The organism is Shewanella sp. CAL98-MNA-CIBAN-0140 (assembly GCF_040309905.1).
GTDB lineage: Bacteria > Pseudomonadota > Gammaproteobacteria > Enterobacterales > Shewanellaceae > Shewanella > Shewanella psychromarinicola.
The window spans coordinates 55,332-69,952 of the sequence record NZ_JBEOPI010000003.1 but is presented as its reverse complement, the minus strand read 5'-3'; the positions used below and the strand labels follow the sequence as shown (position 1 = coordinate 69,952).

15 protein-coding genes are annotated in these 14,621 nt (G+C 41.0%); 9 read left to right on the top strand and 6 right to left on the bottom strand.

What is annotated here, in order from left to right:
- Nucleotides 1–25: 25 nt before the first annotated feature.
- Nucleotides 26–523 carry a lactoylglutathione lyase family protein gene (locus tag AAEY93_RS02515; protein ID WP_351074791.1) on the top strand — a complete coding sequence of 166 codons (498 nt, stop codon included), beginning with the start codon at nt 26–28 and terminating at the stop codon, nt 521–523.
- Between the two features lie 936 nt (nt 524–1,459).
- Here the strand turns inward: AAEY93_RS02515 and AAEY93_RS02510 are convergent.
- Complete coding sequence (locus AAEY93_RS02510; RefSeq protein WP_101030352.1) at nt 1,460–1,909, bottom strand: hypothetical protein; 450 nt, start codon at nt 1,907–1,909, stop codon at nt 1,460–1,462.
- Nucleotides 1,910–2,621: 712 nt separating this feature from the next.
- On the opposite strand from AAEY93_RS02510, the gene AAEY93_RS02505 reads away from it, so the two are divergent.
- Nucleotides 2,622–3,518 carry a LysR family transcriptional regulator gene (locus AAEY93_RS02505; RefSeq protein WP_124013362.1) on the top strand — a complete coding sequence of 299 codons (897 nt, stop codon included), beginning with the start codon at nt 2,622–2,624 and terminating at the stop codon, nt 3,516–3,518.
- A 15-nt stretch (nt 3,519–3,533) separates the two neighbouring features.
- On the opposite strand, the gene AAEY93_RS02500 is transcribed toward AAEY93_RS02505, so the two are convergent.
- Together AAEY93_RS02500 and folX are read right to left on the bottom strand one after the other, a co-directional pair.
- A complete protein-coding gene (locus AAEY93_RS02500; protein WP_351074788.1) occupies nt 3,534–4,424 on the bottom strand; it encodes a TIGR01777 family oxidoreductase in 891 nt (296 codons plus the stop codon).
- Nucleotides 4,425–4,505: 81 nt separating this feature from the next.
- Nucleotides 4,506–4,874, bottom strand: coding sequence for a dihydroneopterin triphosphate 2'-epimerase (gene folX / locus AAEY93_RS02495; protein ID WP_101030355.1), 369 nt, complete (start codon nt 4,872–4,874; stop codon nt 4,506–4,508).
- Between the two features lie 157 nt (nt 4,875–5,031).
- Here folX and AAEY93_RS02490 point away from each other — a divergent pair, with 157 nt between their 5' ends.
- The 7 genes from AAEY93_RS02490 (at nt 5,032) to AAEY93_RS02460 (ending at nt 11,895) form a co-directional block, all read left to right on the top strand.
- Complete coding sequence (locus AAEY93_RS02490) at nt 5,032–6,210, top strand: AI-2E family transporter (RefSeq protein ID WP_351074785.1); 1,179 nt, start codon at nt 5,032–5,034, stop codon at nt 6,208–6,210.
- A 38-nt stretch (nt 6,211–6,248) separates the two neighbouring features.
- Complete coding sequence (locus AAEY93_RS02485) at nt 6,249–7,157, top strand: class I SAM-dependent methyltransferase (protein ID WP_351074783.1); 909 nt, start codon at nt 6,249–6,251, stop codon at nt 7,155–7,157.
- A gap of 713 nt (nt 7,158–7,870) precedes the next feature.
- A complete protein-coding gene (locus tag AAEY93_RS02480) occupies nt 7,871–8,029 on the top strand; it encodes a periplasmic nitrate reductase, NapE protein (RefSeq protein WP_101030358.1) in 159 nt (52 codons plus the stop codon).
- Nucleotides 8,030–8,061: 32 nt separating this feature from the next.
- The gene (locus tag AAEY93_RS02475) at nt 8,062–8,319 is read left to right on the top strand and encodes a chaperone NapD (protein WP_101030359.1); all 258 of its coding nucleotides are present in this window, start codon (nt 8,062–8,064) and stop codon (nt 8,317–8,319) included.
- 2 nt (nt 8,320–8,321) lie between these two features.
- Nucleotides 8,322–10,811: a nitrate reductase catalytic subunit NapA gene (gene napA / locus AAEY93_RS02470; protein WP_124013417.1), complete on the top strand. Its 2,490-nt coding sequence runs from the start codon at nt 8,322–8,324 to the stop codon at nt 10,809–10,811.
- Nucleotides 10,812–10,822: 11 nt separating this feature from the next.
- A complete protein-coding gene (locus AAEY93_RS02465) occupies nt 10,823–11,287 on the top strand; it encodes a nitrate reductase cytochrome c-type subunit (RefSeq protein ID WP_101030360.1) in 465 nt (154 codons plus the stop codon).
- An 8-nt stretch (nt 11,288–11,295) separates the two neighbouring features.
- Nucleotides 11,296–11,895 (top strand): cytochrome c3 family protein, encoded by a 600-nt coding sequence (locus tag AAEY93_RS02460; RefSeq protein ID WP_435805856.1) that lies wholly within the window; start codon nt 11,296–11,298, stop codon nt 11,893–11,895.
- A gap of 79 nt (nt 11,896–11,974) precedes the next feature.
- On the opposite strand, the gene AAEY93_RS02455 is transcribed toward AAEY93_RS02460, so the two are convergent.
- From AAEY93_RS02455 to AAEY93_RS02445, 3 genes are all read right to left on the bottom strand, one after another.
- Entirely contained in the window at nt 11,975–12,985 is a 1,011-nt protein-coding gene (locus AAEY93_RS02455; RefSeq protein ID WP_124013358.1) for a D-alanine--D-alanine ligase, read from the bottom strand.
- 229 nt (nt 12,986–13,214) lie between these two features.
- Entirely contained in the window at nt 13,215–13,565 is a 351-nt protein-coding gene (locus AAEY93_RS02450; RefSeq protein WP_206191863.1) for a YkgJ family cysteine cluster protein, read from the bottom strand.
- 161 nt (nt 13,566–13,726) lie between these two features.
- The gene (locus AAEY93_RS02445; protein ID WP_101034634.1) at nt 13,727–14,161 is read right to left on the bottom strand and encodes an excinuclease; all 435 of its coding nucleotides are present in this window, start codon (nt 14,159–14,161) and stop codon (nt 13,727–13,729) included.
- Nucleotides 14,162–14,621 lie beyond the last annotated feature (460 nt).

The following is a 14,621-nucleotide window of genomic DNA, read 5'->3' as shown; positions in this document are numbered from 1 at the left end:
CACCCAATAGTAAGGAAGTCATAACATGGTTTATCCTCGTACATTTAGCCACATTGGTATATCAGTACCAGACTTAGAAGCCGCCGTTAAGTTTTATACAGAAACGCTAGGGTGGTACATCATTATGGAGCCTACGGAGATTGTTGAAGATGGATCGGCAATCGGTGAAATGTGTACTGACGTATTTGGTGCCGGTTGGGAGCACTTCCGTATTGCTCATCTATCAACGGGTGACCGTATTGGTGTTGAACTTTTTGAATTTAAAAACCAACAGAACCCAGAAAACAACTTCGAATATTGGAAAACGGGTATCTTCCATTTCTGCATACAAGACCCCGATGTAGAAGGACTAGCAGAGAAGATTGTTGCTGCGGGTGGTAAAAAGCGTATGAAGGCTCCTCGTTACTATTATCCAGGTGAAAAACCATATCGTATGATTTACATGGAAGACCCTTTTGGTAATATTTTGGAAATTTACAGCCACAGTTATGAGTTGACTTATGCAGATGGTGCTTATAAATAAAGCGTATTTATACACTATAGGAATGTGAGGGGATTTAAGGTTCATGGATAACTTTGTGTGAGCGAGCGTATAATTTATTACAGATTAGATAATGAAAAAGACCACCATTTTAGGTGGTCTTTCTATTTTAATCTAGGTCTGCTAAGTCATCACCTTTAATGGGTGCCAATGCCAATAACCTTCGATATTAATCAGTGAGTAAACTTAACCTAAAATTTGTAATCCGTTAGGCTATTGGCTTTAAATGCGTCAATCATTTTTTTTAAATGAGGTTATAAACCGTTTTTATACTTCAATATAAAATTAAGCTTCAGCGTCTACATCCGTAACTGAAATACCAATATGTGAAAAACTACTTAGATATTTATTATTCAATTTAACCGCTTAATACCGCTGTGCTGCCTCTTATGCCGCACGAGTTGATAACGTGAGTGCATAAGATTATGTGGTGGCCATGAATGATTAAAAATACGTAAAATAAAAAATCTTTCTCATCATTTTTATTAACAGTGACGTTAGCACTGACACAAAGGATATTCATTGTCGATAGTAATCAAGTGTTATCAACATGCTTTAGCTATCCATTCTAAATATCCTATGCCATAACCTTGGAAGAAATTTGTTACTATCGGGCAGATATGTTGAGACGGCGGCAAGTTTAAAACAGGCAATCGCATTAAAACCTAATTTAAATATCACTCGTATCGAACTCGCAAAACATTATAGGGATTGAGATCGCAACAAAAAAATTGAATTTACAGCAAATATACTCGAGTTCTTCTACCAAAAGTTCCAGTGGGATATAAATATAGTCAAAGCGCTGGATCAGATAAAGCTCTAAACGTTGGCCATTTAAACTCATCGGCGTTAGTTGCCATTGGCCTTGATTTTTAATTCAGCGCCCTTTAGCTTCTCCGCAAAAAAGCGCTTTATTAATTATTTCATCATGATCTCACGCATGCGATATTCACCCGTTAACGTCCTCACTTCAGGGTATTTTGCTGAAATTTCGTTAGACATTTTTTGATCCGCCTCACTCCACTTCTTCATGAACGCTTCATACTTCTTTTTGTTAGGCTCTATGTCTGCGCCATTAGCCATAGTCACTACTAATAACATATTAAAATCACCACTCACGGGCAAGTCACTAGCATAGATTTTCCAGTCTTTGATAAAGCCTAGCTCTTTTTCAATTTTAACCGCTTTAACCCAACTTCCACTCAGACCGGCCAAATATACATCAGACATATTAGGGTCCACTTTAACGGTAGTGATTACCATAATTTCGGTACCTAGATCGTAATCTTCGTAAATTTCTAATCTATCTTTAGCAAATAATGTAGAACTAAACACAACGCAAGCTAATGTAATTAATATTCTTTTCATTTTATTTTCCTTTTTTATAATTAATTAAATCGTTTGTTTTTTGAACTTTTTAATAATAGTAAGGAATTAGGCACAGTCAAGTCACTCTAAAGTTTGACATTTTAAAAATGAGTTTTATAAGCGTTGGTGAGGATTGCAAAAACTAATCGTATTAACTAGCGGGTCATGCCGGGGGAATTCAAATTGTTTTAATCAAGATGAAGACTTAAAGGCATAATGTTGTTCGCCAACGGGTCCTGCGTTGTTCAACCTCCTGCATCTGACCTCCATGGACGGAGGGAATGCCTTATTTTGTCATTCGTTAGACTATTCACTTTAAATCAATTAAATATTGATTTTTCAACGAGGTGATACAGGTTTTATACTTCAGTATAAAAATGTAACTTCAGCGTCTATATCCGTAACTAAAATGCCAATATGTGAAAAACGACTTGGATATGTATCACTCACCTTAACCTCTTAACCTCTTAACCTCTTAACCTCTTAATTTCTTAACAATGCAGTCGTGTTGTCCGTTATACCGCCCGAGTTAATAGCGTTACTATATGAGATGGTGTGCTAGTTATAAGTTATTAAAAATACTTAAATTGATAATTTTTTGTTATTATCATTTTATTATCAATGTTCATTATCAGCAGTGACGTTAGCATTTGCACAAAGGATATTCATTGTCGATAGTAATCAAGTGTTTGGTGTAAAATAGAGGCGCGATATGTTAAATCAACAATGGTTAACCACCTTCATTAAACTCGTGGAAGTAGGGCATTTCACTCACACCGCCGAGCAGCTTTTTATGACTCAACCCGGTGTCAGTCAGCACATTAAAAAGCTTGAACAGCAGGTGGGTGTTGATTTGCTTATCCGAATAGGGAAAAGCTTTGAGCTAACCGAGGCGGGGATTATTTTATATCAACGAGCATTGGTTTGGCAGCAACAACAACGGCAAGTTTTGTCACAATTAGCGGTGGATGATGAGCACATTGGCGAGTGTCGTTTAGCTTGTTCTGGATCGATGGCGTTATTGTTATATCCCCATCTAATTGACTACCAGTTACCGCATAAGCAATTACAAATCTCACTGGAAGCGGCGCCCAATCACCGCATCATCGATAGTGTAATGGCCAATACCATTGATGTCGGCATTATCACTCAGTCGATTAATATGGACGATTTGGTCGTCACCCCATTAGCCACACAAGCATTGTGTTTGGTATTACCTGAGTCGTGCTCATATCAATCGGTCACCTTTGAACAGTTAATGGCCCTTGGCATGGTCAGCCACCCCGACGGCATGCATTATTGGTCGCAAATAACCCAGCAGTATTTTTCCGATAAACAAGCGTTAGCGATGCAGGTGCCGATCCGAAGTTACGTTAATCAACTGAACCAAATTCTGGTGCCGGTAGCTAAAGGATTAGCATTTGCTGTGTTACCACAATTTGCTGTAGATCATTTTGCGCAACCAGAGCATATTCGAATTGCATCTTTTGCCACTGAGCAAACAGCTCATGTAGTCGTGAGTGAACCATTGTTCGTCATTTATAAAAAACATCGACCACTCGCTCGACGCTATGGTCCTATTATCGATAAAATTAAACAATGGGTTTAGCCATTAATATAGAAACTAGTTAATCACTTGTTGTAATGCACTGTTGATGTCGCGGTATTGAAACCCAAAGCCTGCCGCTAAAGTGCGTTTTGGCAATACAAATTGACCTGTAGTGAGTAATTCTGACATTTCACCCATTGCCAGCCTTAGTGCTAATGGTGGCGTGGTTATTTTGGCGGGACGATTTAATGCACTGCCTAATGCTTTAGCAAATTCTGCATTGCTAACTGGCTGAGGCGCGGTTGCATTATAGATGCCTTGTAAGTTTGGATTGCTGAGTAAGTAGCACAATAATCTAATTAAATCATCGATGTGGATCCAACTCATCCCTTGCTCACCATTACCTATTGGGCCGCCTAAACCAAGCTTGAATGGGGGTAACATTTTTGCCAATGCGCCGCCATTTTTGCCGAGTACAATACCAATACGCGTAATACACACTCTGGTATGTTGCGATTGAGCTTGAAGGGCAATGTTTTCCCATTCCTGGCATATATCATGGCTAAATTCAGCATTAAAACCACTGGTTTCATCAATAGGTGTGTTGCCTTGTCGGCCATAGTAACCGATGGCTGAGGCGCTAATAAACGTATGCGGTGGATTGGTGCTTTTACGGATAAGCTGAGTTAAGGCCGAAGTGATGTCCCAACGGCTGTCGCAGATCAGTTTTTTTTGCTTGTTGCTCCAACGTTTATTGACTATAGGTTCGCCTGCAAGGTTTATTACTGCATCAATATCGTTAAGATCTGGTTTGTCTGCAAGGGTTTGCCAGTATTGATGATGGCTGCCAAGAAGACTTTTTCCGTTACTAACATTTCGCGTCAATATGATCAGCTGGTGCTCGCCAAGCGATTTGACTAATTGTTTACCCACAAATCCTGTTGCGCCTGTTATTAGTATTCTCATGTAAATCCCCCTTTACTCAATGTTGCTATATACGATGATAAGCTTAAAAAATGATCACAAATTCTGCGAGTAACATAGCTGCTACTGCGGTTTTTGGTAGCATAATTCCATCGACACTGAATCTGCAAAGCGCAGTGCATGGGGTTTATCGATTTCAACACTGGCAAATTCAACCCAATCATGTTCACTGGCAATAGAGAGGGTTTGATGCGTTAAGTTTTCTAATAAAGAAAATCGGTTATTCTCAATCAAGGCAATGATTTTTTTAGTAATAGTGCGATAATTCAATGCATCTGCTACGTTGTTACTGTTGCGGGCTTTATCGGCACAATAATGGATCACCACGTTGATGATAACATCCTGTTGATTATTAATTTCTTCTTCTTTGATACCAATAAAAGTACGTAAACGTAAGTTTTTAATGCGTATAATGGCAGTTTCTGGTTTCATATTATGTCAGTAAGTCCCTGAAAGTGGTTGAATGCCAATATTGGCATCAGCTGAATATGAATAGACAATAATTTTTAACTTAGATTGCAATATGTTACTGGGTTTAGCTTAGCATATAGAATCATTTTAATAAGCAACAATAAGGATTTTTCACCCTATGAAAGGAATACAACAATCCCCCATGGCTGTTCGCAGTTTTGTGGTAATGGCCTGCGTGGTGATTATTTTAGCAGGGATTAAAACGGCCAGCCCTATCGTGGTGCCTTTTGTCTTATCTGCATTTTTAGCAGTGATTTGTAATCCTGCCATTCGATTGATGTCGCGTTTTCATATCCCTAAATGGCTGTCGATCATCTTATTAATGGGGTTTATTGTGTTAATGGGACTGTGGCTGGCCAGTTTAGTTGGCAGTTCAGTGAATGAATTTTCCCAGCAAATGCCGTTGTATCGTCAGCAATTAATTGAGCAATTTGCTTGGGTGCTTGAAAAACTGCAAAGCTTTAATATTCAGATATCTAAGCAAAAAGTGCTCGACTACTTTGACCCTGGTATGGCGTTATCCATGACCACCAACATGCTCTCTGGGGTCGGCAATGTCATGGCTAATTTATTTCTGATCATTCTGACCATAGTTTTTATGTTATTTGAAGCACAATCGTTACCTAAAAAATTCCATTTAGCGTTAGATGACCCCGATATGCGACTCCAGCAAATCGATAAGTTTTTACATTCGGTTAATCAATACATGGTGATAAAAACCTTAGTCAGTATAGCCACTGCGATTGTGATAGGCATTGGCTTGAGCATCATTGGGGTTGACTATGCGTTGTTGTGGGCGGTGATTGCTTTTCTGTTTAACTATATTCCTAATATTGGGTCCATTATTGCCGCCATCCCAGCCGTGTTATTGGCTTTTATCCAAATGGGCCCAGGTGCTGCGGGTATTACCGGTTTACTGTATGTGGGTACCAATATGGTGATGGGCAATGTGGTTGAACCACGTTTTATGGGACGTGGCCTTGGACTGTCTACCTTAGTGGTCTTTTTATCATTAATTTTTTGGGGCTGGCTGCTTGGCTCTGTTGGGATGTTGTTGTCAGTGCCATTGACCATGATTGTTAAAATTGGTCTTGAGTCGAGTCAATCGGGTAGTTGGTTGGCTATTTTATTATCGGATGATGTTGAGGAAACGCTCAGTGGATCTGCGAGTAATGATGAAGTTGACACTTTAGCGGCGACTGAAACAGAATCAAGTAAGGGTGTTGGCAATGCCGCTGAAAATGATAACGATAACGACAATGCTGCCAAAGCCAAGTCATCAACCACTGATGCCTGATCCTATCGATTGTATAAGCTGATAAAGTAAGAGAGTGTATGAAGCGTTTTTTACAAGTACTACCCAGTTTGACCCTAGGTGATGATGTTTTCCGCTTATTTCACGGTCGTGGAGGGTTATATGCAGGCGATGAGCATCTGTGTTTAGATTGGTACAAACCGGTGTTATTACTCACCAGTTTTAAAATGCTCGAAAGCGAGCAACTCGATGAATTAGTGACTGCAATCGTGAATTTTTGGCAACAACAACGCCCAAATGAGCCACTTAATTTGGTCTACCAATACCGCCAAGGTGGCCAAACCTTGAGTGAATTGTTGTATGGACAAGTACCTGAACAGCACGTGGTCAGCGAAAATGGCGCGCATTTTTTAGTGCATCTTTTGCGCGGACAAAACCACGGTTTGTTTTTAGATATGGCCAACGGCCGAGCTTGGGTCAAGCAGCATGCTAAACATAAAAAAGTGTTAAATTTATTTGCATATACCTGCGGTTTTTCGGTAGTCGCTTTGCAAGGCGGCGCAGATGAAGTGGTTAACATGGACATGAGTAAAGGAGCGTTAAGCATTGGTAAGCAAAACCATGTATTAAATGACTTACCTGCTGGGGCGCGTTATTTAGGCCATGATATTTTTAAATCTTGGGGTAAGCTAACCAAGCTTGGCCCTTATGACTTGATTGTGGCCGATCCACCCAGTAATCAACGCGGCAGTTTTGTCGCCACTAAAGATTATGATCGGCTACTAAAACGCCTGCCTGATTTACTCGCTCCACAAGGTGAAGTGTTGTTATGTTTAAATGCGCCCGAGCTAGGTTGTGATTTTTTGATGCAACAAGTGGCTAGCACTGCGCCAACATTAACTTATGTTGAGCGAATTGCTAATCCGCAAGTTTTTGCAGATATTGATGAGCAAAAATCATTAAAAGTACTGCGTTATCGCCTTAATTAATCTATTTATGCTGACGAACATATCAAACCGATACTGAGTATCGGTTTTTTTATTTAATTTGGCGAGAAAACCCCATCATCCGAGCAAAGTGAAAGTCGTGGGGGGGTGTTTTTCAAGGGAGTTGGCTAGGGTGTTTTTTTTGAACCAAGATTGAATATTTATCTTTAACTCGGTTTAGCGCGGCATTTATAATCTTAAGCTGTGATTATTCATTTACATAATCAATACCCGAGCCGCCATGTTACATCAAGTGTCATTTCAGTCCTCTCTTGCGCAATTCAACAACATCGCGACGGTTAAATTCTGCTAGCGATAGGGAGTCTTGTTTAGTCAATTAAGGTCACTGCAATTAAAATTTGTTTATTCAAGCACTAACGCCTCAGCGCACATTTCAAACCCCGGCTATCAACCATTACCTAACCTTTAATCGCGGGAAGCCTCTCATTGTGTCTTATACTCAATGTTAGTAAAGGGTGAAGTTGGTCATAACATCGGTAAGTAAGTCTTTATTTAATCAATATTTATGCTTAATAACCCTCAACTTGATAATGATTTATGTAAATTGATGATCTAGATCATATTAACCTCGTTTTACCAATTTGTGAGTATATAGTTTGTTCTTTGATTAGCGCTAAAATTCTCACGAGTCCTAATGATGAAGCAGCAAAGTGATGATAATTTGTTGCTTTTTATCCCCCACTCTTGGAGGGTCCATGAGTAATGATACCGAAAGCAAAAAGGGTCTGGAGTTAAAGATTTTTATCTTTTTGACTGTTTTTTTAGCCCCCATTTTATCTGTGTTACTGGTTAGCGCACTTGGATTTAGCATCTGGTTTAGCCAAATTTTAACCGGGCCGCCAGGCGCGGGTTAATCCTCAAAATATAAACAATATGAGAGCGATATATGAGCAATGAACTGCACGTAACCAGCCTAATTGTCCAAGTACACCCAGATAAAATGGCTGACGTAAGACAGCAAATTATGGCGATCGAGAATGCTGAGTTATCAGCCAATAATGACGTTAAATTAGTCGTCGTCGTTGAAGGCCCGAGCCAAAGATCCTTGATGGATGATATATCAACGATTAATGCTATTCCGGGTGTGTTGACTGCCACCATGGTGTATCACCAAAGTGAAGAGCTTGAAGAAGGTGAAGTATGAATATGAATAGACGCGATTTTATGAAAGCCAATGCCGCTATCGCAGCGGCAAGTGTTGCGGGCTTAGCGTTACCAACGAGTGCAAGTAACCTAATCACTAGCTCTGAGCAAACCAAATTAGAATGGAACAAAGCCCCTTGTCGTTTTTGTGGCACAGGTTGTTCCGTCATGGTTGCCACTCGCGATGGTAAAGTCGTTGCCACTCATGGCGATGCAAAAAGTGAAGTTAACCGCGGCTTAAACTGCATTAAAGGTTATTTCCTGTCTAAAATTATGTATGGACGTGATCGTCTGCAAACGCCAATGTTACGTATGACGGACGGCAAGTATGACAAACATGGTGAATTTACTCCTATTACATGGGAGAAAGCATTCGATACTATGGCTGAACGCTGGAAAGCCACCATAAAAGCCAAAGGCCCAACAGCGGTTGGTATGTTTGGTTCTGGTCAGTGGACTGTGTGGGAAGGCTATGCCGCGGTTAAGCTAATGAAAGCCGGTTTTGGCTCGAACAATATCGATCCTAACGCTCGTCACTGTATGGCATCTGCGGTCGGTGGCTTTATGCGCACCTTCGGTATTGATGAGCCAATGGGTTGCTATGATGATATGGAAGCGGCCGATGCGTTTGTGCTTTGGGGCTCAAACATGGCAGAAATGCATCCTATTTTATGGACTCGTATAACTGATCGTCGTTTAAGTGCGCCACACGTTAAGGTGGCGGTATTGTCTACCTTTGAACATCGTTCATTTGATCTTTCTGATTTATCCATAGTGTTCACCCCACAAACCGATTTGGCGATGCTTAACTTTATTGCCAATTACATTATTCAACATGACAAAGTCAATAAAGATTTCGTTAAAAAGCATGTGAATTTCCGCAAGGGAACTACCGACATTGGTTATGGTTTGCGTCCTACACACCCTTTAGAAATGAAGGCCAAAAACGTGGCGACGGCAGGTGATTCTACGCCGATGACTTTTGACGAATTTGCCAAATATGTTGCCGATTACGATGTTGAGTCAGTCAGTAAGTTATCGGGTGTACCAGAACATAAGCTCATCGAATTGGCTGAGCTTTATGCTGATCCTAACCGTAAAGTCACCTCATTCTGGACCATGGGCTTTAACCAACATACTCGTGGTGTGTGGTGTAATAACCTGATTTATAATATTCACTTGCTAGTGGGTAAAATTTCGACTCCAGGTAACAGCCCATTCTCATTGACAGGTCAACCCTCTGCTTGTGGTACCGCGCGTGAAGTGGGCACATTCTCACATCGTTTACCTGCAGACATGGTAGTGACTAACCCTGAGCACAGAAAGCGTGCCGAAGAGATTTGGCATATTCCAAGTGGCATTATACCGCCTAAACCGGGTTATCATGCGGTTGAGCAGAACCGTCGCTTAAAAGACGGCGATCTCAATTGCTACTGGGTTCAAGTGAACAACAATATCCAAGCGGGCGCCAATATTAACGAAGAAGGCTTGCCGGGTTATCGTAATCCAGAAAACTTTATCGTGGTGTCTGATGCGTATCCAACCGTCACCACTCAAGCTGCCGATTTGATTTTACCTACAGCCATGTGGGTCGAAAAAGAAGGTGCCTATGGTAACGCTGAACGTCGTACCCAGTTCTGGCATCAAATGGTCAAGGCCCCAGGTGAGTCACAGTCAGACTTATGGCAGTTAATGGAGTTTTCAAAGCGCTTCACTACTGACGAAGTATGGCCAGCTGACGTGTTAGCGGCTAACCCTTCATTTAAAGGTAAAACCTTATATGAAGTGCTTTATCAAAATGGCAACGTTGATAAATTCCCATTAGCCGACGCTGACCCTAAGTATTTGAATGATGAAGCTAAGCACTTTGGTTTTTATGTCCAAAAAGGCTTGTTCGAAGAATACGCTACCTTTGGCCGTGGCCATGGTCACGATTTAGCTGACTTTGATGTGTACCACAAAGAGCATGGTTTACGTTGGCCGGTCGTCGATGGCAAAGAAACTAAATGGCGTTTCCGTGAAGGTTCTGATCCTTATGTTAAAGCCGGTAGCGACTATGAGTTTTATGGTAAGCCTGATGGCCGTGCGGTTATCTTCGCATTACCTTACGAACCTGCTGCCGAGTCGCCAGATGAAGAATACGATATTTGGTTGTCTACCGGTCGTGTGCTTGAACATTGGCATTCAGGTTCGATGACTCAACGTGTCCCTGAGCTTTATAAAGCCTTCCCTGATGCGGTGTGTTTTATGCATCCAGATGATGCTAAAAAGCGTGGTTTACGCCGTGGTGATGAAATTAGAGTGATATCTCGTCGTGGTGAGATTAAAACCCGTATTGAAACCCGTGGACGTAATAAGCCGCCAGTTGGCTTAGTATTTGTACCTTGGTTTGATGCCAGCCAACTCATTAATAAAGTAACGTTAGATGCGACAGATCCACTGTCAAAACAAACAGACTTTAAAAAATGTGCCGTAAAAATTGTTAAGGCTTAAGGAGACAGACCATGAAAACAGGTAAATTATTATCGATTATCGCGTTATTAGGTTTCTCTGTAAGTGTAATGGCTACCAGCGTACCTGAAGACAAAATCGACACATTACGTTTAGCACCAATCAATATCGAACCGACACCACCTGCGATGCAAAAGGTGGTCAATAACGATGTTAAGCAGGTACGTAGTTATCCGATGCAACCACCGATTATCCCACATAAAATTGATGGTTATCAAATTGATCTTAAAGTGAATAAGTGTCTCCAGTGTCATTCTCGTACCAGTGGCTCACCCGCGCCAATGGTCAGTGTGACTCACTATATGGATCGGGATAATAACTTCTTAACTAATCTATCACCACGGCGTTATTTCTGTACTCAATGTCATGCACCGCAATTAGATGCCAAGTTACTAGTTGAAAATGACTTTATCGATATTGAACAATTAATTAAAGCGAAAGCCGCGGTTAAGCATTAGGAGTGACTATGTTTGCAAAACTGTTTGAGCAACTAAAACTGGTGTGGAAAGTATTGCGTCGTCCGAGTGTCCATTACAGTTTAGGCTTTTTGACTATCGGCGGGTTTATCGCTGGAGTAATTTTTTGGGGTGGATTTAACACTGCTTTAGAACTCTCCAACAGTGAGCAATTCTGTATTAGTTGCCATGAGATGGAAAATAACGTCTATAAAGAGTTACAAAGCACCATTCACTTTACTAACCGCAGTGGGGTACGTGCAACGTGTCCAGACTGCCATGTACCACATAACTGGACCGATAAAATTGCCCGTAAAATGCAAGCGTCTAAGGAAGTGTGGGGCAAAATATTTGGTACCATCAATACGCGTGAAAAGTTTGAAGGTAAGCGTCGCGAGCTGGCTGAGCATGAATGGAAACGCCTTAAAGCCAATGATTCGTTAGAGTGTCGAAACTGTCATAACTTCGATTATATGGATTTCACTCGTCAGTCTACGCGTGCATCACAAATGCATTCAACGTCTCTGGCTAGCGGTGAAAAAACCTGTATCGACTGTCATAAGGGGATTGCACACGAATTACCTGATATGGCGGGTGTAGAAGGGTTCTAACTTATTGGTTAATGTCATCATAAAGGCCAGCAATTTGCTGGCCTTTGTTTATTTTATCGAGCTGACTTAAGTAAAACGCTTACGTTAAATCAAGCTGTTGTCCAATCGCATCAATTAAATATTCAGTGAAATCGTGACCATGGTTTTGCAACATTTTCGGGAACATTGAAATAGGCGTTAATCCTGGAAAGGTATTGATTTCATTTAGGAGGATTTGATTATCTTGGGTTAAAAAGAAATCGATGCGCGATAAGTGACGTAATTTCATTCCTTTAAATGCTTTTACCGCATAGTCACGAATTTGCTGACTGATTTCAGGGCTGAGGTTATCTGCCACTACGTCGGTACGAGCTTGACTATTTTTGGCGTACTTTTCTTCAAACGAATAAAAAGTATTGGTATTACAAATAATCTCCCCAGGCAAGGTTGCCACCACATTACCTTGGTACTCATAAACGGCCACTTCTAATTCACGCGCATGGATCGTTTGTTCAACCACGACATAAGGGGCATAACGAAACGCGTCTTGTAGCACGTTGGCAATATCAGCTTTCACATCGACTTTATAGCAACCGACCGATGAACCTTGCGAGGCCGCTTTCACGAATACCGAGCCCCAATTGTCAAATGCCGCTTCGGTTTGTTTAATCGCATCAGCATTTAATTGGTGCAAGAAAATGTATGGCGTATTAGGGACGCCTAAGGCCGAAAACCACATTTTTGCGGTGACTTTATTAAAACAGTTGCTCGATGCTTCTGACTCACAACCAAAGTAGGGCAGTTGGATTAAATTAAAGTAAGATTGGATATCGCCTGTCTCACCGGGAAAACCATGAATGCACGGAATAACATAATCAACAGGCCATATTGGGGAGCGGTCATCTTCAAAACGGATTTCACGACGGTTGGTTAAATCGCATGATTTACCGTCTTCTGTATGATAATGTCCGCGCTTGTCGAGTACTAATTTAAGTACTGAAAATTTATCTGACTTAGCCAGAGATGACTCAAAAAAACGGGCCGACATCAGCGAAATATCATGTTCAGCACCGCCACCGCCGCATAATAACAGCAGATTGACTTTTGGCATGGTTACTCCTGGAAAAGGTAAAATATAAGCTGGAAATGGGCCGGAACAAGCAAGGTTATTCGCCCTGAAAAATTGTACTTATGATAAAGACCGACGGCTATAAAGTGCAAGCAAGCGTTAACATTATTTCAGCTTTGGGAGCAGATTTTTTAATAAAATAAGCTGTGAAGGCTCGGTGCCACGATTTACGCTCAGCAACATGTAGTGATGATATTTTAGTCATGTTGATTTATTCCGGTAAATATTTCTTACGCTCAATAATACATTCATAATCAGCCATTTCAAATTCACGGCATATTAACGGACGCTTTTCGTAAATCGAACACATCATAGTGTCTCGGTCTAACGCCGCGCACCAACCATCATCGAGCCGCAGCATCACTTCTCCACCCCAAGAATCGTTATCAATATACTCATCAGGCACCCCTGTTTCAGTAATCAGCATCACTTCAAGACGGCAGCAACAGGCTTGGCAAGTTGAACACGTCACCGCTACGGGCTGTTCTGCAGAGTTTATTGCTAGGGGAGTCGCTGACTTATCGGCCGACTCAGGGAACATAGTAATGATATTGGTGGGCATTAATGGCTGCTGTTAAACATTTTTGCTAAGCATACCGTAAATTAATCGCGATGACGTTATTTTTGGTTAAATAACCGCACATCTGTGCCCTGGTTGAGGTTAAATAATCATTATATTGAGACTTCGCCAAGCAATTCGGTGAATGCTTGGCTGTTAATGGGTTACAATTTGACCACTTTGCCAGTCAGTGCAACGCCAGCAACGAAAGTGCCTGCACCGCATTGGAAAGTGTCATTGCTGCTAGTCAGATTGTTTTTATAATTAGATTTTATTCCAATGACAGCATTACCGCCCTCTTTAATTGCACGCTCTTTGAGCGTAATCATTGCCGATAAAAATACCCAATGGCAGGCTTCAAGATCTGATTTATTAAAGGCATTAGTTTTTTTGCTAGTACTGAACTCACCAAATTGCTGCTGAGGTTCGCCATAAACTTGATCGCCAAAATAAAAGCTTATATCTGTGCCAAGTTTATTGTTTGCTTGCTCTGTGCTTAATGCATCGGTGACAGAGTAATTACCAATATCATCGCGGGCAAAAGAGGTGGCTGGAATTAAGCAAAGTGCCAGTGTGATGGCCGCTAGCGTGTTTTTCATGGGGTTAAATCCTTTTAATTGCTGTTGTTTTAAGGCGATAGAAATCCATTGCTCGAAGCAAAATAACATTAACTCACTGATTTTACGACTATCAATAAGGATTATTTAACCCTGTAGGTAGATAATAAAATTTGATAAAACAAAGATTCACTCATCTGGTCATTGATTAAGCCTAGTGCCTTTCCTCGTCAAATAGTCACAAAAGGCTATCGTCATCCAAGCTGAAAAAAATGATGTTATTCAGTTAGAAGAACAGGCGTAAGAGAAATGGCATCGTTGGTCCACTTTGCTCGCTTCAATTTTGTTTGGGTATTTACACTCGGTTACTGTTTAAATTCCTGAAATAATATCAAAATTCTGCAAGCTCACCTATTGCGTGTTAACTTATTGTTAACAATGTCGGCTGTCATTATTAACGTAATAATCGTCATGCTTATTTTCGTCATGTAGGTATTTCAAA

What these genes read in the sequence shown, in the direction of transcription:
- AAEY93_RS02515 (WP_351074791.1), top strand. Translation starts at nt 26, where the DNA reads ATGGTTTATCCTCGTACATTTAGCCACATTGGTATATCAGTACCAGAC.
- AAEY93_RS02510 (WP_101030352.1), bottom strand. Translation starts at nt 1,909, where the DNA reads ATGAAAAGAATATTAATTACATTAGCTTGCGTTGTGTTTAGTTCTACA.
- AAEY93_RS02505 (WP_124013362.1), top strand. Translation starts at nt 2,622, where the DNA reads ATGTTAAATCAACAATGGTTAACCACCTTCATTAAACTCGTGGAAGTA.
- AAEY93_RS02500 (WP_351074788.1), bottom strand. Translation starts at nt 4,424, where the DNA reads ATGAGAATACTAATAACAGGCGCAACAGGATTTGTGGGTAAACAATTA.
- folX (WP_101030355.1), bottom strand. Translation starts at nt 4,874, where the DNA reads ATGAAACCAGAAACTGCCATTATACGCATTAAAAACTTACGTTTACGT.
- AAEY93_RS02490 (WP_351074785.1), top strand. Translation starts at nt 5,032, where the DNA reads ATGAAAGGAATACAACAATCCCCCATGGCTGTTCGCAGTTTTGTGGTA.
- AAEY93_RS02485 (WP_351074783.1), top strand. Translation starts at nt 6,249, where the DNA reads ATGAAGCGTTTTTTACAAGTACTACCCAGTTTGACCCTAGGTGATGAT.
- AAEY93_RS02480 (WP_101030358.1), top strand. Translation starts at nt 7,871, where the DNA reads ATGAGTAATGATACCGAAAGCAAAAAGGGTCTGGAGTTAAAGATTTTT.
- AAEY93_RS02475 (WP_101030359.1), top strand. Translation starts at nt 8,062, where the DNA reads ATGAGCAATGAACTGCACGTAACCAGCCTAATTGTCCAAGTACACCCA.
- napA (WP_124013417.1), top strand. Translation starts at nt 8,322, where the DNA reads ATGAATAGACGCGATTTTATGAAAGCCAATGCCGCTATCGCAGCGGCA.
- AAEY93_RS02465 (WP_101030360.1), top strand. Translation starts at nt 10,823, where the DNA reads ATGAAAACAGGTAAATTATTATCGATTATCGCGTTATTAGGTTTCTCT.
- AAEY93_RS02460 (WP_435805856.1), top strand. Translation starts at nt 11,296, where the DNA reads ATGTTTGCAAAACTGTTTGAGCAACTAAAACTGGTGTGGAAAGTATTG.
- AAEY93_RS02455 (WP_124013358.1), bottom strand. Translation starts at nt 12,985, where the DNA reads ATGCCAAAAGTCAATCTGCTGTTATTATGCGGCGGTGGCGGTGCTGAA.
- AAEY93_RS02450 (WP_206191863.1), bottom strand. Translation starts at nt 13,565, where the DNA reads ATGCCCACCAATATCATTACTATGTTCCCTGAGTCGGCCGATAAGTCA.
- AAEY93_RS02445 (WP_101034634.1), bottom strand. Translation starts at nt 14,161, where the DNA reads ATGAAAAACACGCTAGCGGCCATCACACTGGCACTTTGCTTAATTCCA.